Raw genomic sequence first — 16,926 nt, forward strand, 5'->3', positions numbered from 1 at the left:
GTGCTTCAGGTCGTGGTCACGGGAACAGGCCCCGTTACCGCCGCCTTTCGGAAACAGGCATTCTACGGGGTTAACCCGGTGTGAGAAATGGGAAAAAAGAGAAACACGGGCACCAGGCGGCGTGCGCCACCGCCTGGTGCGGTGGGTTCATAAAGAAACACCACGCTGAGCGCTTAACGGACGTCAGGCTACCCGGCGCGCGATGCTGCCAAAAAACGCGTCAGCCGCTGACCATACAACCCGACAACCAGCCCCGAAATAATCAGCAGCAGGGCGAGGATTTTCACCGGTGTGATAGTTTCCCCAAATATCGCCATTGAACCCAGCATCCCAAACACCGGCACCAGCAACGACAGGGGGGCCACGGTAGACACCGGGTATTGCTTCAGCAGGGAATTCCATACCCAGTAGCCAAACAGGGTATTGGGATAGACCTGAAACAGCACTGACAACATGGCGCGCGCGTCCATGTGGCTGACCAGCGATAGATAGCCGCGGGTGCCGTTAACCAGCCAGCCCAGCAGAAAAAGGGGCACCGGCGCAAAGGCGCTCGACCAGACCAGAAAGGCGAATACCTGCTTTGTGCCCATCTTCTTGTTGATGATGTTGGCGATACTCCAGGCGATGGCGCCCGCCAGCACCAACAGCATCCCGGAGAACGTCACGGAACCATCAGTGATGAAAACAATGCTCAGTAATCCCCCGCAGGCCATGATGAACCCGGCGAGTTGATAACGGCTGAGGCTCTCTTTAAACACCAGACACCCCAGCAAAAGGGTAAAAAAGGCGCTGAATTGCAGCAAAAGTGACGCAATGCCGGCTGAAAGCCCGGTTCTGATCCCCAGATTGACCAGCCCCCACAGGCCAATGCCAAACACCAGACCATAGCTGATGAGGTAACGCCACGGGACATCTGGTTTTTTAATAAAAAACAGGGCCGGTAACGCGCATAGCATGAAGCGTATGCCTGCCAGCGTGAAGGGCTCCACCGAACTCAGCCCCAGCTTAATCACGGAAAAGTTAATGCCCCAGATGGCCGTGATCAGCATGGCGAGCAGCAAATGATATAATTTCATGATTGACGTGATCCTGCCCAGAAGAGCAAAGCACAGGCACTCACAGAGGCACCCGCGAAGCAGACGGGCTGCCACCCCCAGCGCGCATAAAGCGCTGTGGCGGCAATGGCACCCAGTGCGCTGCCCACGGAGTAAAAGCACATGTAGGCACCGACCAGACGGCTCGCCGCGTCCGGCCTGGCAGCCAGAAGGATGCTCTGGTTAGTCACATGGATGGTCTGCACCGCGAAGTCCAGCGTGATAACGCCGATGACGAGCCACAGCAAAGACGTTTCAGCATAGGCGATGGGCAGCCATGAGAGAGTCAGCACAACCAGTGCTGTGCCGGTAGCCCGCTGCCCCCTGCCCCCATCTGCCCATGCCCCCGCTTTTGACGCCGCCAGCGCACCGGCCATGCCCGCCAGGCCAAACAGGCCTATCTGCGTATGTGACAATGACATGGCGGTGAGCGGCATGACCATTGACGTCCACAGCATGCTGAAAGCCGCAAAGATAAGCAGTGCCAAAAGCCCCCGCTTCCTCAACTGCGGCTCCGTGAAAAACAGCCGGAAAACCGACAGCAGCAGGGAAATATAACCGGGCGCTGGCCTCCGGGGCGGGGTGGACGGCATTGCTTTGCCCAGTAAACAGGCGACGAGCAACATCAGGCCGGCTGCCGTCAGGTAAACAGCCCGCCAGCCGGCGAGATCGGCAATCGTTCCGGAGATAACGCGTGCCAGCAGAATGCCCAGCACAATGCCGCTGGTCACCGTGCCGACAACCTGCCCGCGCCTCCTGGGAGCCGCCAGTACCGCCGCCCAGGCCACCATGAGTTGCACCACCACCGCCATCAGGCCGGTAAACAACATCGCACATAACAGGGTTGCCAGATTTTGTGATAACCCCGCCGCTGCCAGCGCCAGCACGGAAAGTAACAGATGCGTGATAACCAGGGCTTTTCGGTTTACCCGATCACCAAGCGGCACCAGAAAGAGCAACCCGGCGGCATACCCCGCCTGGGTGGCAGTGATGACGCTGCCTATCGTGCCGGGCACCACCTTCAGGCTGGCTGACATTGATTCCAGTAAAGGCTGAGCCGAATAGACATTGGCCACCGCCAGGGCACTGGTGAGTGAGAACAAAAAGGTTATCTGCGGGGTCAGCACCGGGGCCTCTGCCGACGCCATCTGTTCCACAACCTCCGCGTTCGTACCTGTTTTCCCGTCCATCATCACGCCCTTATCTGGTTTTTTTTTGAAACTACATATCCCATAGAATTACCCGTAGTGGTTTTTTTTTGCAACTTCTTTTGCTGAGGATTATGCTGGCGTCAATAAACAGGCAAACGGAGAGAAAACCCAGATGGCAAAACAGGAATCGCTCAGAACCAGCGAGTGTCCCGTCGCCAGGACGTTGGAATCTATTGGTGAACGCTGGTGCCTGATGATCATCCGTGAGGCGTTTGACGATGTGCGCAGATTCAGTGAGTTTCAAAAGAATCTGGGCCTGGCGAGAAATATTCTGGCTTCCCGCCTGAAACTCTTGGTGGATATCGGCGTATTTGAGATCTGCCCCGCGTCAGATGGCAGCGCGTACAGCGAATATGTCCTGACCGAGAAGGGCCGTTCCGTCTTCCCGATTGTGGTGGCCATACGGCAATGGGGGGAGCGCTATCTGTTTGACCAGGGCGAGACACACTCAGTGCTGCTGGATAACGCCTACGGGCAGCCCGTCCAGCCGCTGGAAGTGCGTTCCCTCCACGGGCATAAACTGGAGCCGGGTGACTGCCACCGCCGGCGGGTGATATCAAAACCTTACCCGGATAAATAAAGGCCGATGCGCCCACAGCATATAAACACATAGCGGAAAAACCGGCGTATTAAAAAACACAGGCGCGTTAAAAGCCGTTCATATCCGCTGAAAGAGGGAATAACCAGGCGGGTACAGCAGGATAAAAAAACCCCGGCGATTGCCGGGGTTAATGATAAACGCCTGTTAAACCCAACGTTACTTCCGCAGGCCGCCCTGGTAAGGCGGTTTTACCGGCTTCGGACCGCAGTAAGAAGACGGGAACGTCCCCGGCAGATATTCCACCTCGGAAAGTTTACCGTGTTTATTTCTGCAGTATTTATAACCTTCGCAATACCAGGTATTCCCTGAGTTACTCCAGTCATAATTGACGCCGCAATCTTTGCCGCCGACGATAACGTCAACATTATCCAACGCTAATTTTTCCATGAAAAAAGTCCTTTTGTTAAAAATAGTCTTTATGCCAAAACATTATTCAGCAGAGTGCTGAGTTAAATTATCGGCCGGAAGCGTAGCATTGAGAAAAGTGCACTGTAAATTCAAACGAATTAAATCATTATTTCACCCTGAATAAATTAAAGGTTTTTAACGTTAGTGCGGTTAATGTGAAGTGAGTTATTGATAAAAGCGTTTAATAAGCAAAAAAATAGGAGGGAACATGACAAATCAGTGTTCATCAATAAAAACCCCGGCTTGTATACCGGGGTGGGGGGAGCAATACCGGCCAGGTTTTTGACGGCCCGCCCGGTAGCGTAATCAGCCACGCCTTGTAATGTTAATTAACTACCCGCGTGGCTTAACGCACTCATTGATAAGGGGGTTTTACCGGCTTAGGCCCGCAGTAGTTAGAGGGATACGTGCCGTTGTGATATTTTACATCTTTCCGGTTGCCGTGCTTATCGGTGCAGTAGTTATAGCCCAGGCACGTCCAGGTACCGTTGGATGAATTCAGGCTCCAAGTATAGTCTGTGCTGCAGTTTTTGCCGCCGGTTACCGCAGCAACATTATTTACTGATAACTTTTCCATAAAAACTCCTTTTAATTAACATCTGTTTTTACTGCCCGGCAACGTGTCCCTCACGTCGCCGAAATAATAGTGCGACCGGCAGGTTAACACCCCAAAAATAGCGCTGTAAATTCAAACAGATTAAATGATTACTTTATTATTTATTAAATCTTTTTCACGTAAGTGTGATAAATCGATAACCGCCTATCCGGCTTTGGTTGTTTATCAGGTGCAGGGAGAAACAGGGAGGACGATCGCTATAACGGCACTGCGGCCGTTATAGTCATACGCGAAAATTACAGGTTCCCCAGCAGGCGGCAGAGTTGCCGGCAGGTCTGCGCGATGGCCTGGCTGTTACGCGGGGCGACCCACACCATGCTGCTGCCGGCCACCACACCGAGTACCTCAGGTAAGGCACAATGATCAATCACCCTGCCTACCGCCCGGCCATACCCGGCCACCGTCTGCACCAGAATGAATTCGTGGTTGGCCTCAATGCTCAGCACCATCTCCGCCAGGCGGCAGGCAGCATGCGGCAGCGCCTGGGGTTTTGGGGTCAGGATATAGATTTTATGCCCCCTGGCGTTGCGGGTTTTGATCACCCCTAACAGGCTGAGCAACCGCGACACCGTAGACTGGCTGACCTGCCGGTAGCCGTGCCGCTTCAGGTCACGGCGCAGCGCTTCCTGCGAGCGGTAGGCGTGGCCGGCGATAAGCGTCCGGCAGAGCGCCAGTTGTTTCTGTTCCTTGTCGAGCGTGGTTTGTGACTTATTCACCATGATAGTTGTCCATCCGGAAAAAGAAGGCACCTTGTTACCTGTTTTTGCACATCAGAACAGTGCCCCGAGGCTGAGGATCAGGGTAAGCATCACAAACAGTATGCCCAGCAGCGGTGCGACCCACTTCAGCCAGCGCGCATAGGGCACCCTGGCGATCGCCAGCCCGCCCATCACTACCGCCGAGGTGGGGGTGATCAGGTTAACCAGACCGGATGCCGACTGGTACGCGGTGACCACCAGATCACGCGGCACCTGGGCGAAATCCGCCAGCGGCGCCATAATCGGCATCGTCAGCACGGCTAGCCCAGAGGAAGACGGCACCAGAAACGACAGCACCGCCTCCAGCCAGAAAGTCACGTTGATAAACACCGCCGTGGAGAGGCCACTGACCAGCCCTTCGGCATAATTCAGGATGGTGTGGGTGATCATGCCGTTATCCATCACCACCACAATGCCGCGTGCGATGCCGATGATCAGCGCCACGCCCAGCAGGTCACGCGCGCCGTTGACGAAGGTACTGGTCAGCACCTCTTCCCCCATGCGCGCCACCAGCCCGGTAAGGATCGCCGCCGCCAGAAACAGCGCTGAGATCTCCGCCATCCACCAGCCGCGCACCGCCACCCCGTAGATCATTACCGCGAAAGCGAGCGCGAAAATCACCAGCACGATTTTCCGCACCGGAGTAAATGCCAGCGCCTCTTCGCGCCGCTGGCCGAGAAAATGGGCACGGTTCTCCTCCCATTTGTCCGCCAGCAGCGAACAGGCAGGATCGCGCCGCACCCGGCAGGCGTAACGCATCACATACGCCACACACACCAGCCAGCCCGCCACCAGCACCAGCAGGCGTAAGCCGATGCCGGTGGTGAAGGGCACACCCGCCGCGTTGGCGGCGATCACAGTGGCAAAGGGGTTGATGGTCGATCCCAGCGTGCCGATCCCGGCACCGAGCAGCACGGTTGCGGCGGCCACCACCGGATCAAAGCGGGCGGCCACCATCACCGGCACCAGCAGGGTGTAGAACGGCAGCGACTCCTCCGCCATGCCGTAAATGGTGCCGCCGGCGGCGAACAGCGCCATCAGGATCGGGATCATCCAGACTTCTTTGCCGCTAAGCCGCACCATCACGCGCTCAATACCGGCATCTATCGCGCCGGTTTTACCCACCACGCCAAGAAAGCCACCGATGATCAACACGAACAGCGAGACATCAATCGCCCCGGCTTCATTGGTTTTGTGGTTGTAGAGGCCGTCGATTGGCGCCAGCAGCACATCAACTGCCCCTTGCGGCTGCGGCGCGGCGGGCTGGTAGGTGCCGGCGACCGGCACCTCTTTGCCCAGATCGGCATTCATCACCATGTTGTAGTGGCCCGCCGGGATGACCCAGGTCATCACGGCGATAAGCGCAATCAGGAAAAACAGAATGGTGTAGGCAGAAGGAAAGGTGAATTTTTTCATAGGTTTTCTGCTCGTATCGGGTACAGCGCACCGGCGCACCGGCGCGCTGAGAGGTTGCTCAGTCCGCCAGCGTGGCGACCATAACGGCTTTGATGGTGTGCATCCGGTTTTCCGCCTCATCAAACACAATGGACTGCGCGGACTCGAACACCTCTTCCGTGACTTCCAGCCCCTGTAGCCCGTAGGCTTGCTCAATCTCCCGCCCGACGTGGGTGTCCGCATTGTGGAAAGCGGGCAGGCAGTGCATGAATTTCACTGCCGGGTTGCCGGTGGCCGCCAGCACCGCCCGGTTCACCTGGTAGGGCCGCATTACGCTGACCCGCTCTGCCCAGGCGGATTGCGGTTCGCCCATCGACACCCAGACATCGGTATAGAGGAAATCGACCCCGGCCACCCCCGCCGCCACGTCGTCGGTGAGGGTGATACGTGCGCCGGTGGCGGCAGCGATGTCACGGCACCGGGCCACCAGCGCGGCCTCCGGCCAGAACGCTTGAGGCGCCACCAGCCGGATATCCATGCCCATTTTGGCCGCGCCCACCATCAGCGAGTTGCCCATGTTGTTACGCGCATCGCCGAGGTAAGCGAACGCCATCTGGTTGAGGGTTTTATGCGGGCAGTGCTCCTGCATGGTCATCAGGTCAGCGAGGATCTGCGTCGGGTGGAAGTCGTCCGTCAGCCCGTTCCAGACCGGCACCCCGGCGCACGCGGCCAGCTCCTCGATCGTCGCCTGGGCAAACCCCCGGTATTCGATGCCGTGATACAGCCGCCCCAGCACGCGGGCGGTATCTTTCATCGACTCTTTGTGGCCGATCTGCGAGCCGCCGGGGCCGAGGTAGGTGACCTGCGCACCCTGGTCAAAGGCTGCCACCTCAAACGCACAGCGGGTGCGGGTTGAGGTTTTCTCAAAGATCAGGGCAATATTTTTCCCCTTCAGTTTCGGCTGTTCGGTGCGCTGTTGCTTGTCATGTTTGAGCTGCACCGCCAGCGCCAGCAGGTAGGCGATCTCCTCTGGGGTGAAATCCAGTAACGTCAGAAAATGGCGTTGTTGAAACGAAGTTTTCATCATCTCTCCTTAATAAGCCGTATTGTCCGGGCCGTTGTGATCAGCGTGGTTCCCGTTGCGGCCAGCCTGAATCAGCGTGCCGTGTTGGCCGGTCAGAATGGTGGTGCCGTGCTGTAACGCGCCGATGCCCGCCACCCTGCCCCCGGCCGACACAAACCGGCAGGCCGCCTCAACTTTCGGCCCCATCGATCCGGCGTCAAATGCCATACCGGCCAGCTCAGCCGGGGTGAGGCGCGCCAGCGGTTGCTGATGGGGCGTGCCCCAGCCGAGGTATACCGCGTCGGCATCGGTGAGGATCAGCAGGGCATCGGCGTGGATCTGCTCTGCCAGCAGCGCGGCACAGAGATCTTTATCAATCACCGCCTCGACCCCGTGGCGCAGTTCGCCGTCACACACCACCGGCACCCCGCCGCCGCCGCCGCAAATCACCAGATGCTGTTGCGCCAGCAGCGCGGTGATGGCGTGTTGCTCGACAATCCGCCGCGGATGCGGCGACGGCACCACCCGGCGGAAATGCACGCCATCGGCGCGCATCGCCCAGCCTTTTTCGCGGCTGAGCGCCGCCGCCTGCAACGCGCTGTAAACCGGCCCGATATATTTGGTCGGCGACCGGAAGGCCGGATCGTCCGCTGCGACCTCGACCTGCGTCAGCAGCACGCTCACCTCCTGTGACGGCAGGCGGTTTTTCAGCGCCTGTTGCAGCAGGTAGCCGATCATCCCCTGGCTTTCCGCCCCAAGGATGTCCAGCGGATAGGGCGCGACGGCGGTATAGGCGCTGTTCTGCAACGCCAGCAAGCCGACCTGCGGCCCGTTGCCGTGCACCAGCACCACCCGCCATGTCTGGGCCAGCGCCGCCACGATCGCCGCCGCCTGTTCCACATTCTGTTTCTGGACTGCCGCCTCCAGCGGCTCGCCGCGCTTGAGCAAGGCGTTCCCGCCCAGCGCGATCACCAGCGTTGGTTTTGTCATGCCTGTGTTCCTTGTGTAGGGGTCAGAGCGCGTCGCGTTCCAGTGGGCAGCTCATGCAGCGTGCGCCGCCGCGCCCGCGGCCCAGTTCGTCGCCGGGGATCGGCAGTACGGTGATGCCCGCTTTGTCATATTTTTCGTTGGTCCAGCTGTTGCGCGCGTAGCCCACCACCACGCCGGGGCGTAAGGTCAGCACGTTGTTGGCATCGTTCCACTGCTCGCGCTCCGCCTCGAAGCTGTCACCGCCGGTCGTGATCAGGCGGATCTGATCGAGCCGCAGCGCCTGTTCAATGGCGTGGATAAAATGCGGCGCTTCACCGTATTTCAGGCCACCGTGGCCGTCATCCGTCAGCGTCCAACAGGGCATCTCCCGGCGGATCACCTCCGGGTAGATGGAAAACGCGTCGATGTCGATGTGGGTCATCACCGTGTCCAGATGCATACAGGCGCGGTGTTTCGGCAGCTCCAGCACGATCACCCGGCTGGCCTGCCGGTGTTTGAACAGCGCCCGCGCCAAAAACTCCACCCCTTGCGGCGTGGTACGTTCCGACAGGCCGATCAGCACCGTGCCCTGCCCGAGCACCAGCACATCGCCGCCCTCCAGCGTCGCGTGGTCATAATTCAGGTCATCGTCACCGAAATATTTGATGAACTCCCCGTCGGCAAAGCGCGGGTGCCAGCGATAGATGGCGCGTAAGTTATGGGTTTCCCGCTGGCGGGCGACTTTCGCCATCGGGTTAATCGACACACCGTGGTATATCCAGCAGGAGGTATCGCGGGTAAACAGGTGATTGGGCAGCGGTGCCATAATAAAATCATCAGGCTGGGGGTGGCCCAGGATCTCCTGGCTGAATACGCCGGGAAGTTCGCCATAAGTCAGCCCGCCGCTCATCAAGCGCGCCAGTTGCCGGTGTGGCTGGTCGCCCAGCCAGCCGCGTACCTCCGCCGCCAGCGCCGGGCCGAGCCGGAAATCAGAAACCTGCGCCGCCAGCAGCCAGGCTTTGGCCTCCGGCACCTGGAGGGTTTCACTGAGCAAATCGGTCAGCAACAGCACGTCCACCCCCTGCTCTTTCAGGGTGCCCGCAAACCGGTCGTGTTCCTCCCCGGCCCGCTCTACCGACAGCACATCATCAAACAGCAGTGACTGACAATTAGAGGGCGTCAGGCGTTTCAGGCTTAAATTGGGCCGGTGCAACAAGACGGTTCGCAACCGGCCGATTTCAGATCCCACATAATGTTTTTCCATATTCCATCCTGTTTCTCAAAATACATCCTGCCGGTGAATCACCGGCACCGGTGCTATTTCCTCAGGGGATTTGGCAGGAGGGATAATATCGGCGAACGTGATTATTTATGTGATAAGCCTCACGGGAGGCAGCCCAACGCCTATTTATTGAAATAAGTTTGATTAAACGCATTGTAACGCACGGATTTTCCAGGCGGCTTTTGCGTAATTATCGGCAGGCGTGAATAGTTATTTCCGGCTGAATTATTTACCCGACACCCAATAATATAATATGTTTTTATTCAACTGGTTATTACAGATGGCTTATCAACAAGCATAATTACTCACATCACACTGAAGATTATCGCCGTTTATGAAATAAGTATGCGAAGACCCGCGCACCCGGTAAAAACCGTCACTGTGACGTGGCCGCTTCTTTTTTTATGACGCGTTTATTTTAAACGAAAATAAAAGCAGGCATATTCACCGCAGACACCACAACAGGCAGGAGAAAAAGAATAATGTGCACGGTGTGCCGAAATAATTATGCACCGGCCATTCGGGCATAAAAAAACCCCACGTTGCAGTGGGGTTTTTCACTGCGGCCGGGAAAATCAGCCGTTAATCAGCGCATGCATCTCTTGTACGGAGATAACCTGCTCTGTCGGGTCAGTGCTCAGCGCCATCGCGGTGGCGAAGCCGCCGTTCAGCGTGGTGTCGTAGTGCACCTTATATTGCAGGGCGCTGCGGCGAATCAGCTTGGAGTCCTCAATCGCCTGACGCCCGGCCGTGGTGTTCACGATATAGGTGTACTCGCCATTCTTGATGCGATCCTGAATATGCGGACGGCCTTCATGCACCTTGTTGACCAGGCGCGGGTTGATGCCCGATTCGCCCAGCACCACCGCGGTGCCGTGGGTGGCGTCCAGCTCGAAGCCGCGTTTCAGCAGCTTGGCGGCCAGGTCCACCACGCGGGATTTGTCACCCTCGCGCACTGACAGCAGCGCACGGCCGCTTTTCTTGATGTTCATGCCGGACTGGCTGCCGAGCATCGCTTTGCCGAACGCTTCTGCGAAGGTACGGCCGACGCCCATCACTTCACCGGTCGAACGCATTTCCGGCCCGAGGATTGGGTCAACGCCGGGGAACTTGTTGAACGGCAGCACCACTTCCTTCACGGAGTAGTACGGCGGGATGACTTCTTCCGTCACGCCCTGCTCCGCCAGGGATTTCCCGGCCATCACCCGCGCCGCCACTTTCGCCAGCGGCACACCGGTGGCTTTGGAGACGAACGGCACCGTACGCGCCGCACGCGGGTTCACCTCAATCAGGTAGACTTCGTTGTCTTTCACCGCGAACTGCACGTTCATCAGGCCGCGCACGCAGAGTTCGAACGCCAGCTTCTCGACCTGCTGGCGCATCACATCCTGAATCTCTTTGCTCAGGGTGTAAGCCGGCAGGGAACACGCGGAGTCACCGGAGTGCACGCCGGCCTGTTCGATATGCTCCATGATGCCGCCAATCAGCACCCGCTCGCCGTCGCAAATCGCGTCGACGTCCACTTCCACCGCGTCATCCAGGAAGCGGTCAAGCAGCACCGGCGCGTCGTTGGAGACTGACACCGCATTCTGGAAATAGCGTTTGAGGTCGGTTTCGTCGTAGACGATTTCCATCGCCCGGCCGCCCAGCACGTAGGAGGGGCGCACCACCAGCGGGTAGCCCAGCCCGGCAGCTTTTTCGACCGCCTGTTCAATGGTGGTCACGGTGGCGTTGGCCGGTTGCTTCAGGCCGAGGCGGTTGACCGCCTGCTGGAAGCGCTCGCGGTCTTCTGCGCGGTCAATCGCGTCCGGGCTGGTGCCGATAACCGGCACACCGGCGGCTTCCAGCTCACGCGCCAGTTTCAGCGGGGTCTGGCCGCCGTACTGCACGATCACGCCTTTCGGCTGCTCGATGCGCACAATTTCCAGCACATCTTCCAGCGTTACCGGCTCGAAGTAGAGGCGGTCAGAGGTGTCGTAGTCGGTGGAGACGGTTTCCGGGTTGCAGTTGACCATGATGGTTTCATAGCCATCTTCCCGCAGCGCCAGTGAAGCATGCACGCAGCAGTAGTCGAACTCGATGCCCTGGCCGATACGGTTCGGCCCGCCGCCCAGCACCATCACTTTCGGGCGGTCATTGGTCGGGTTGGATTCGCACTCTTCCTCATAGGTAGAGTACATGTAGGCGGTGTCGGTGGAGAACTCCGCCGCACAGGTATCCACGCGTTTGTAGACCGGGTGCAGGTTATATTTGTGGCGCAGTTTACGGATTTCGCCCTCAGAGACACCGGCCAGTTTCGCCAGGCGCGCATCGGCAAAGCCCTTGCGTTTCAGGTCACGCAGGAAGTCTGCGGTCAGCACGCTGGCGCCGCCCTCTTCCACTTTCTCTTCCAGACGTACCAGCTCCTCAATCTGCACCAGGAACCAGCGGTCAATGTTGGTGAGGTTGAAGACGCCGTCAACGGACATCCCGGCGCGGAAGGCGTCCGCGATGTACCAGATGCGATCCGCACCGGCATCTTTCAGCTCGCGGCGGATCTTGGTCAGGGCTTCCGGATCGTCCAGGCTGACCATCGGATCAAAGCCGGTTTTGCCGACTTCCAGCCCGCGCAGCGCTTTTTGCAGCGACTCCTGCTGGGTGCGGCCGATAGCCATCACTTCACCCACCGATTTCATCTGGGTGGTCAGGCGGTCGTTGGCCCCGGCGAACTTCTCAAAGTTGAAGCGCGGGATTTTGGTGACAACGTAGTCAATCGACGGCTCGAACGAGGCCGGGGTGCGCCCGCCGGTGATGTCGTTCATCAGCTCGTCCAGCGTGTAGCCTACGGCCAGTTTGGCCGCGACCTTGGCGATCGGGAAGCCGGTGGCTTTGGAGGCCAGCGCCGAGGAGCGCGACACACGCGGGTTCATCTCGATGACAATCAGGCGGCCGTTTTTCGGGTTCACCGAGAACTGGACGTTGGAGCCGCCGGTTTCCACGCCGATTTCACGCAGTACCGCCATCGAGGCGTTACGCATGATTTGGTACTCTTTGTCGGTCAGTGTTTGCGCCGGGGCCACGGTGATGGAGTCACCGGTGTGGATGCCCATCGCATCGAAGTTTTCGATTGAGCAGACGATGATGCAGTTGTCATTTTTGTCGCGCACCACCTCCATCTCATACTCTTTCCAGCCAATCAGCGACTCATCAATCAGCAGCTCTTTGGTAGGGGAGAGGTCGAGGCCGCGTTCGCAGATCTCTTCAAACTCTTCGCGGTTATAAGCGATGCCGCCGCCGGTGCCGCCCATCGTGAATGACGGGCGGATGATGCACGGGAACCCGACGTCAGCCGCCACGGCCAGCGCCTCTTCCATGTTATGCGCGATGCCGGAACGGGCGGTATCCAGGCCGATTTTCTTCATCGCCTGGTCAAAGCGGCGGCGGTCTTCCGCCTTGTCGATGGCGTCCGCGGTGGCACCAATCATGGTGACGCCGAACTCTTCCAGCACGCCCTGGCGCTCCAGCTCCAGTGCACAGTTCAGCGCCGTCTGGCCGCCCATGGTCGGCAGCACGGCATCCGGGCGCTCTTTTTCGATGATTTTGCGCACCACTTCCCAGTGGATCGGCTCGATATAGGTGGCATCGGCCATGTCCGGGTCGGTCATGATGGTGGCCGGGTTAGAGTTCACCAGGATAACGCGGTAACCCTCTTCACGCAGCGCCTTACACGCCTGCGCGCCGGAGTAGTCAAACTCACATGCCTGGCCGATAACAATCGGGCCGGCGCCGAGGATCAGGATGCTTTTTATGTCAGTACGTTTTGGCATGGCTGTTATGGCTCCTGATTATTTGGCGGTGGAACGGTAAGTCTTGATCAAGTCGATAAAGTGGTCGAACAGCGGTGCAGCATCGTGCGGGCCGGGGCTGGCTTCCGGGTGGCCCTGGAAGCTGAAGGCCGGTTTGCTGGTGTGGTGGATGCCCTGCACCGTGTGGTCAAACAGCGAGGAGTGCGTGACGCGCAGCGTCGGCGGCAAGTCCTCTTCATCCACCGCAAAACCGTGGTTCTGCGCGGTGATCATCACCGTGTTGTTGTCCCAGTCTTTTACCGGGTGGTTGCCGCCGTGGTGGCCGAGTTTCATCTTGCGGGTTTTCGCGCCGCAGGCCAGCGCCAGCAACTGGTGGCCGAGGCAGATGCCGAACACCGGCACGTCGGTCTCAAGGAAACGCTGGATTGCCGCGATGGCGTAATCGCACGGTTCCGGGTCGCCGGGGCCGTTGGAGAGGAACACGCCGTCCGGGTTCATCGCCAGCACTTCATCGGCCGGGGTCTGTGCCGGCACCACCGTCAGGCGGCAGCCGCGATCCACCAGCATCCGCAGGATGTTGCGCTTCACGCCGTAGTCATAAGCCACCACATGGAACGGCAGGTCTGCCGCGTCGGCCGCTTCCGGCAGGCCGCCTTCCAGCGCCCAGCTCCCCTGCTGCCAGCTGTAGCTCTCGCGGGTGCAAACCTCTTTCGCCAGATCCATGCCTTTCAGGCCGGGGAACGCTTTGGCTTTTTCCAGCGCCAGCGCGGCGTCAACGTTGTCACCGGCGATGATGCAGCCGTTCTGCGCGCCCTTCTCACGCAGCAAGCGCGTCAGTTTACGGGTGTCAATGTCCGCGATGCCGACGATGTTAAGGCGCTTGAGGTAATCGGAGAGGGTTTCTTCATTACGGTAGTTGCTGGCAATCAGCGGGAGGTCACGGATAACCAGGGCTTGCGCATGAACAGTGGAGGATTCTTCATCGGCGGCGTTGGTGCCGACATTGCCGATATGGGGATAAGTAAGGGTGACGATCTGGCGGGAATAGGAGGGATCAGTGAGGATTTCTTGATAACCGGTCATCGACGTATTGAAGACCACTTCCCCCACTGCCGTACCTTCGGCCCCGATGGCCCGACCGTGGAATTGGGTTCCGTCTTCCAGAACCAACAGCGCTGACTTAATCAAAGCATCCTCCAGGAATAATCAATCACAATATTTGCATATTAATTCAGAACAGACGCACTAAATCAATGCAAAAATCGCTGCAAGAGCTAATTTTCGGCAAATTGCGCGCATTCTAATGAGGGCGATCCCCTTTGTCTACCCAAACGCCCCTTTTTTGTTATGTTTTCTCTCGATTCAGAGGAATTACCCCTGATTCCGGGCAAAAGCACCGGATAAGTCGGGTCAGTAAACGGTTGCGACTCTGCAAGCAGAAAGAAACGGCAAGGAAAAGCCAGATATGGTTATTTTTTATACCAAGCCTGTATAAACAAGAGAAGTAAACCGGGGGAAAAGGTAATTAATGCAGCTTATAGGATGGAAATATGATGAACATCACCTTTTTAACAATAAAAAAAGGGCAACCAAGGAATTGCCCGTCAATCAAAGAGTTATGATTAAAAAACCACATCACGATGGTTTGGGTAAACTATAATTCATGCAATCCAAGCACGTCGCGCATGTCATAAAGCCCGGTTTTATGGCCTGACACCCAGGCAGCGGCACGAACCGCGCCATTTGCAAAGGTCATGCGGCTGGAGGCCTTGTGGGTAATCTCCACCCGCTCGCCGATATCTGCAAACATCGCGGTATGCTCACCGACGATATCCCCGGCGCGCACGGTGGCAAAACCGATGCTTTTTGGGTCACGTTCGCCGGTATGGCCTTCGCGTGCGTAGACCGCACACTGTTTCAGATCACGGCCCAGCGCGTCGGCAATCGCCTCGCCCATTGCCAGCGCAGTGCCGGAAGGGGCATCCACTTTGTGGCGGTGGTGCGCTTCCAGAATTTCGATGTCAGTATAGTCGCCCATGATTTTGGCGGTCTTTTCCAGCAGCTTCAGCACCACATTGACGCCGACGCTGAAGTTGGCGGCAAACACGATGCCGATGTCATCAGCCGCTTGTTTAATCGCGCTTTTTCCGGCGTCATCAAAGCCGGTGGTGCCGATCACCATGCCTTTGCCGTGGTGGCGGCAGGTTTCCAGGTAAGCCAGCGTGGCCTCCGGGCGGGTAAAATCGATCAGGATGTCAAAGGTGTCCATGACGGCGTCCAGGCTGTCACTGACCTTCACGCCCAGCGCGCCGACCCCGGCCAGTTCGCCCGCATCCACGCCCACCAGTGATGAACCGGGGCGTGCCAGCGCGGCACCCAGTACCACCCCGTCGGCCTGCTGCACGGCCTGAATCAGTTGTCGGCCCATCCGGCCGCCCGATCCCGCAATCGCGATGCGGATATCAGCATTCTGCATAAGTTCTCTCTTCTGTTTTCATGATTCGCGTGAATCCTTTTCAGGGTAGCCACGCCCGATCATCACGGCCAGATAAATTCTCAGATAATAAGAAATTTATGATATAGGCTTGTTAACATCAGTAAAATCTATCCCTATGATGTTAAAAGATTAGGCAAAAACCGGTACATTTGTGTGATTTTTAATCACCCCCGCTGCCGGTTTTGTCCATGCATGATCTTCGCATAGTCATGCATTTTCAGCCAGCGTGCCGCACGGGCGATTCCGGCCGGAATGATCCGATTCCGCCAGCGCGGCGGGGCGCACCGGGCTACGCTAAGAGAGTGCGCCGCCTGTTCGCGGCGCAAGCCATCTGTGAAAGGGAGGACAACCACCGTTATGGCCGATTTTCTACGTTCTGAGATAACCCCGGTTAATGATTACCGGGCCGAGCTGGGTGAAACGCCCGTGTGGTGTGACCGCAGCCAGTCACTGCTGTGGGTGGACATCAACCGCCAGCGGCTGCTGCGCTACTGGCCGTCACGCCGGGAAACGGAGATCCGCAATTTACCGAGTGTCACCAGCGCGGTACTGCTCACGGATAAAGAAGAGGTGTTCCTGCTGGCCGCCCATCAGGGCATTGCCGCCTATGACTATGCCAGCGGTGAGATTACCGTGCTGTGCGACTACCCGGAAGAGACCAGCAAAACCCGCCCGAATGAGGCAGCCATCGCCCCGGACGGTTCCCTGTGGTTCGGCACGATGGATCTGACCGAAGGCGAACCGATCGGCGCCTGGTATCGCTTTGCCGCCGGGGACGCCGCACCGGAAAAGATGATGGATAACCTCACCATCCCGAATACGCTGGTATGGCATGAGAACCGCGTCTGGTTCGCCGACAGCCACGCCAAACGCTTCTATTCCGGCAACGGTAAGCGCATCAACCCGCGCACCCTGAGCTGCTACTCCAGCGGTGACCTGACGCCGGACGGCTCCACGCTGACCACCGGCGGCCGCCTGATTAACGCCTGTTTCGGCCACCACTGCCTGTTCACTTACCAACTGAATGAGGGTGAGTTGCTGGCGGAAGAGGCGATCCCGCTGCCGGTGACCCAGCCAAGTTGCTGCACCTTCGGCGGCCCGGAGCGAAAAACGCTGTTTATCACCTCCGCCCGCAAAGGCCTGGAGAACCCCGGCCCGCTGGAAGGCGCGCTGTTGCAGGTGGAAACCCGCGAAACCGGTATGCCGCAGCACCGCTTTATTCTGCCGGGCTGATCGCCCCCTACTCC

General features: G+C 58.4%; 14 protein-coding genes. 2 read left to right on the forward strand and 12 right to left on the reverse strand.

Features of this window, described 5'->3' with window-relative positions:
* Positions 1 to 188: 188 nt before the first annotated feature.
* Both CYR52_RS03925 and CYR52_RS03930 read right to left on the reverse strand, forming a co-directional pair.
* A complete protein-coding gene (locus CYR52_RS03925) occupies positions 189 to 1,076 on the reverse strand; it encodes an EamA family transporter (RefSeq protein ID WP_072928743.1) in 888 nt (295 codons plus the stop codon).
* Complete coding sequence (locus CYR52_RS03930) at positions 1,073 to 2,242, reverse strand: MFS transporter (protein WP_072929078.1); 1,170 nt, start codon at positions 2,240 to 2,242, stop codon at positions 1,073 to 1,075. The genes CYR52_RS03925 and CYR52_RS03930 overlap by 4 nt, the downstream gene beginning before the upstream one ends.
* 175 nt (positions 2,243 to 2,417) lie before the next feature.
* Between CYR52_RS03930 and CYR52_RS03935 the strand changes: the two genes are divergently transcribed.
* Complete coding sequence (locus CYR52_RS03935) at positions 2,418 to 2,885, forward strand: winged helix-turn-helix transcriptional regulator (protein ID WP_072928741.1); 468 nt, start codon at positions 2,418 to 2,420, stop codon at positions 2,883 to 2,885.
* A 177-nt stretch (positions 2,886 to 3,062) separates the two neighbouring features.
* On the opposite strand, the gene CYR52_RS03940 is transcribed toward CYR52_RS03935, so the two are convergent.
* The 10 genes from CYR52_RS03940 to dapB form a co-directional block, all read right to left on the reverse strand.
* A complete protein-coding gene (locus CYR52_RS03940; RefSeq protein ID WP_072928739.1) occupies positions 3,063 to 3,293 on the reverse strand; it encodes a hypothetical protein in 231 nt (76 codons plus the stop codon).
* 376 nt (positions 3,294 to 3,669) lie between these two features.
* Positions 3,670 to 3,891, reverse strand: a complete 222-nt coding sequence (locus tag CYR52_RS03945; protein ID WP_072928737.1) for a hypothetical protein — start codon at positions 3,889 to 3,891, stop codon at positions 3,670 to 3,672.
* 275 nt (positions 3,892 to 4,166) lie between these two features.
* The gene (locus CYR52_RS03950) at positions 4,167 to 4,649 is read right to left on the reverse strand and encodes an arginine repressor (RefSeq protein WP_072928735.1); all 483 of its coding nucleotides are present in this window, start codon (positions 4,647 to 4,649) and stop codon (positions 4,167 to 4,169) included.
* A gap of 51 nt (positions 4,650 to 4,700) precedes the next feature.
* Positions 4,701 to 6,104: a YfcC family protein gene (locus tag CYR52_RS03955; RefSeq protein ID WP_072928733.1), complete on the reverse strand. Its 1,404-nt coding sequence runs from the start codon at positions 6,102 to 6,104 to the stop codon at positions 4,701 to 4,703.
* Between the two features lie 58 nt (positions 6,105 to 6,162).
* A complete protein-coding gene (argF, locus tag CYR52_RS03960; protein WP_101827992.1) occupies positions 6,163 to 7,167 on the reverse strand; it encodes an ornithine carbamoyltransferase in 1,005 nt (334 codons plus the stop codon).
* A 9-nt stretch (positions 7,168 to 7,176) separates the two neighbouring features.
* Positions 7,177 to 8,136, reverse strand: a complete 960-nt coding sequence (arcC, locus tag CYR52_RS03965; RefSeq protein WP_101827993.1) for a carbamate kinase — start codon at positions 8,134 to 8,136, stop codon at positions 7,177 to 7,179.
* Positions 8,137 to 8,158: 22 nt separating this feature from the next.
* Positions 8,159 to 9,379 (reverse strand): arginine deiminase, encoded by a 1,221-nt coding sequence (gene arcA / locus CYR52_RS03970; protein ID WP_101827994.1) that lies wholly within the window; start codon positions 9,377 to 9,379, stop codon positions 8,159 to 8,161.
* A gap of 593 nt (positions 9,380 to 9,972) precedes the next feature.
* Positions 9,973 to 13,203, reverse strand: coding sequence for a carbamoyl-phosphate synthase large subunit (carB, locus tag CYR52_RS03975; protein WP_072928714.1), 3,231 nt, complete (start codon positions 13,201 to 13,203; stop codon positions 9,973 to 9,975).
* A gap of 18 nt (positions 13,204 to 13,221) precedes the next feature.
* A complete protein-coding gene (gene carA, locus CYR52_RS03980; RefSeq protein ID WP_072928712.1) occupies positions 13,222 to 14,370 on the reverse strand; it encodes a glutamine-hydrolyzing carbamoyl-phosphate synthase small subunit in 1,149 nt (382 codons plus the stop codon).
* A gap of 466 nt (positions 14,371 to 14,836) precedes the next feature.
* Positions 14,837 to 15,658 carry a 4-hydroxy-tetrahydrodipicolinate reductase gene (dapB, locus tag CYR52_RS03985; protein ID WP_072928710.1) on the reverse strand — a complete coding sequence of 274 codons (822 nt, stop codon included), beginning with the start codon at positions 15,656 to 15,658 and terminating at the stop codon, positions 14,837 to 14,839.
* Between the two features lie 378 nt (positions 15,659 to 16,036).
* Between dapB and CYR52_RS03990 the strand changes: the two genes are divergently transcribed.
* Positions 16,037 to 16,912, forward strand: a complete 876-nt coding sequence (locus tag CYR52_RS03990; RefSeq protein ID WP_072928708.1) for an SMP-30/gluconolactonase/LRE family protein — start codon at positions 16,037 to 16,039, stop codon at positions 16,910 to 16,912.
* Positions 16,913 to 16,926 lie beyond the last annotated feature (14 nt).

Origin of the sequence: Chimaeribacter arupi, from assembly GCF_002858805.1 — a bacterium.
Taxonomy (GTDB): domain Bacteria; phylum Pseudomonadota; class Gammaproteobacteria; order Enterobacterales; family Enterobacteriaceae; genus Chimaeribacter; species Chimaeribacter arupi.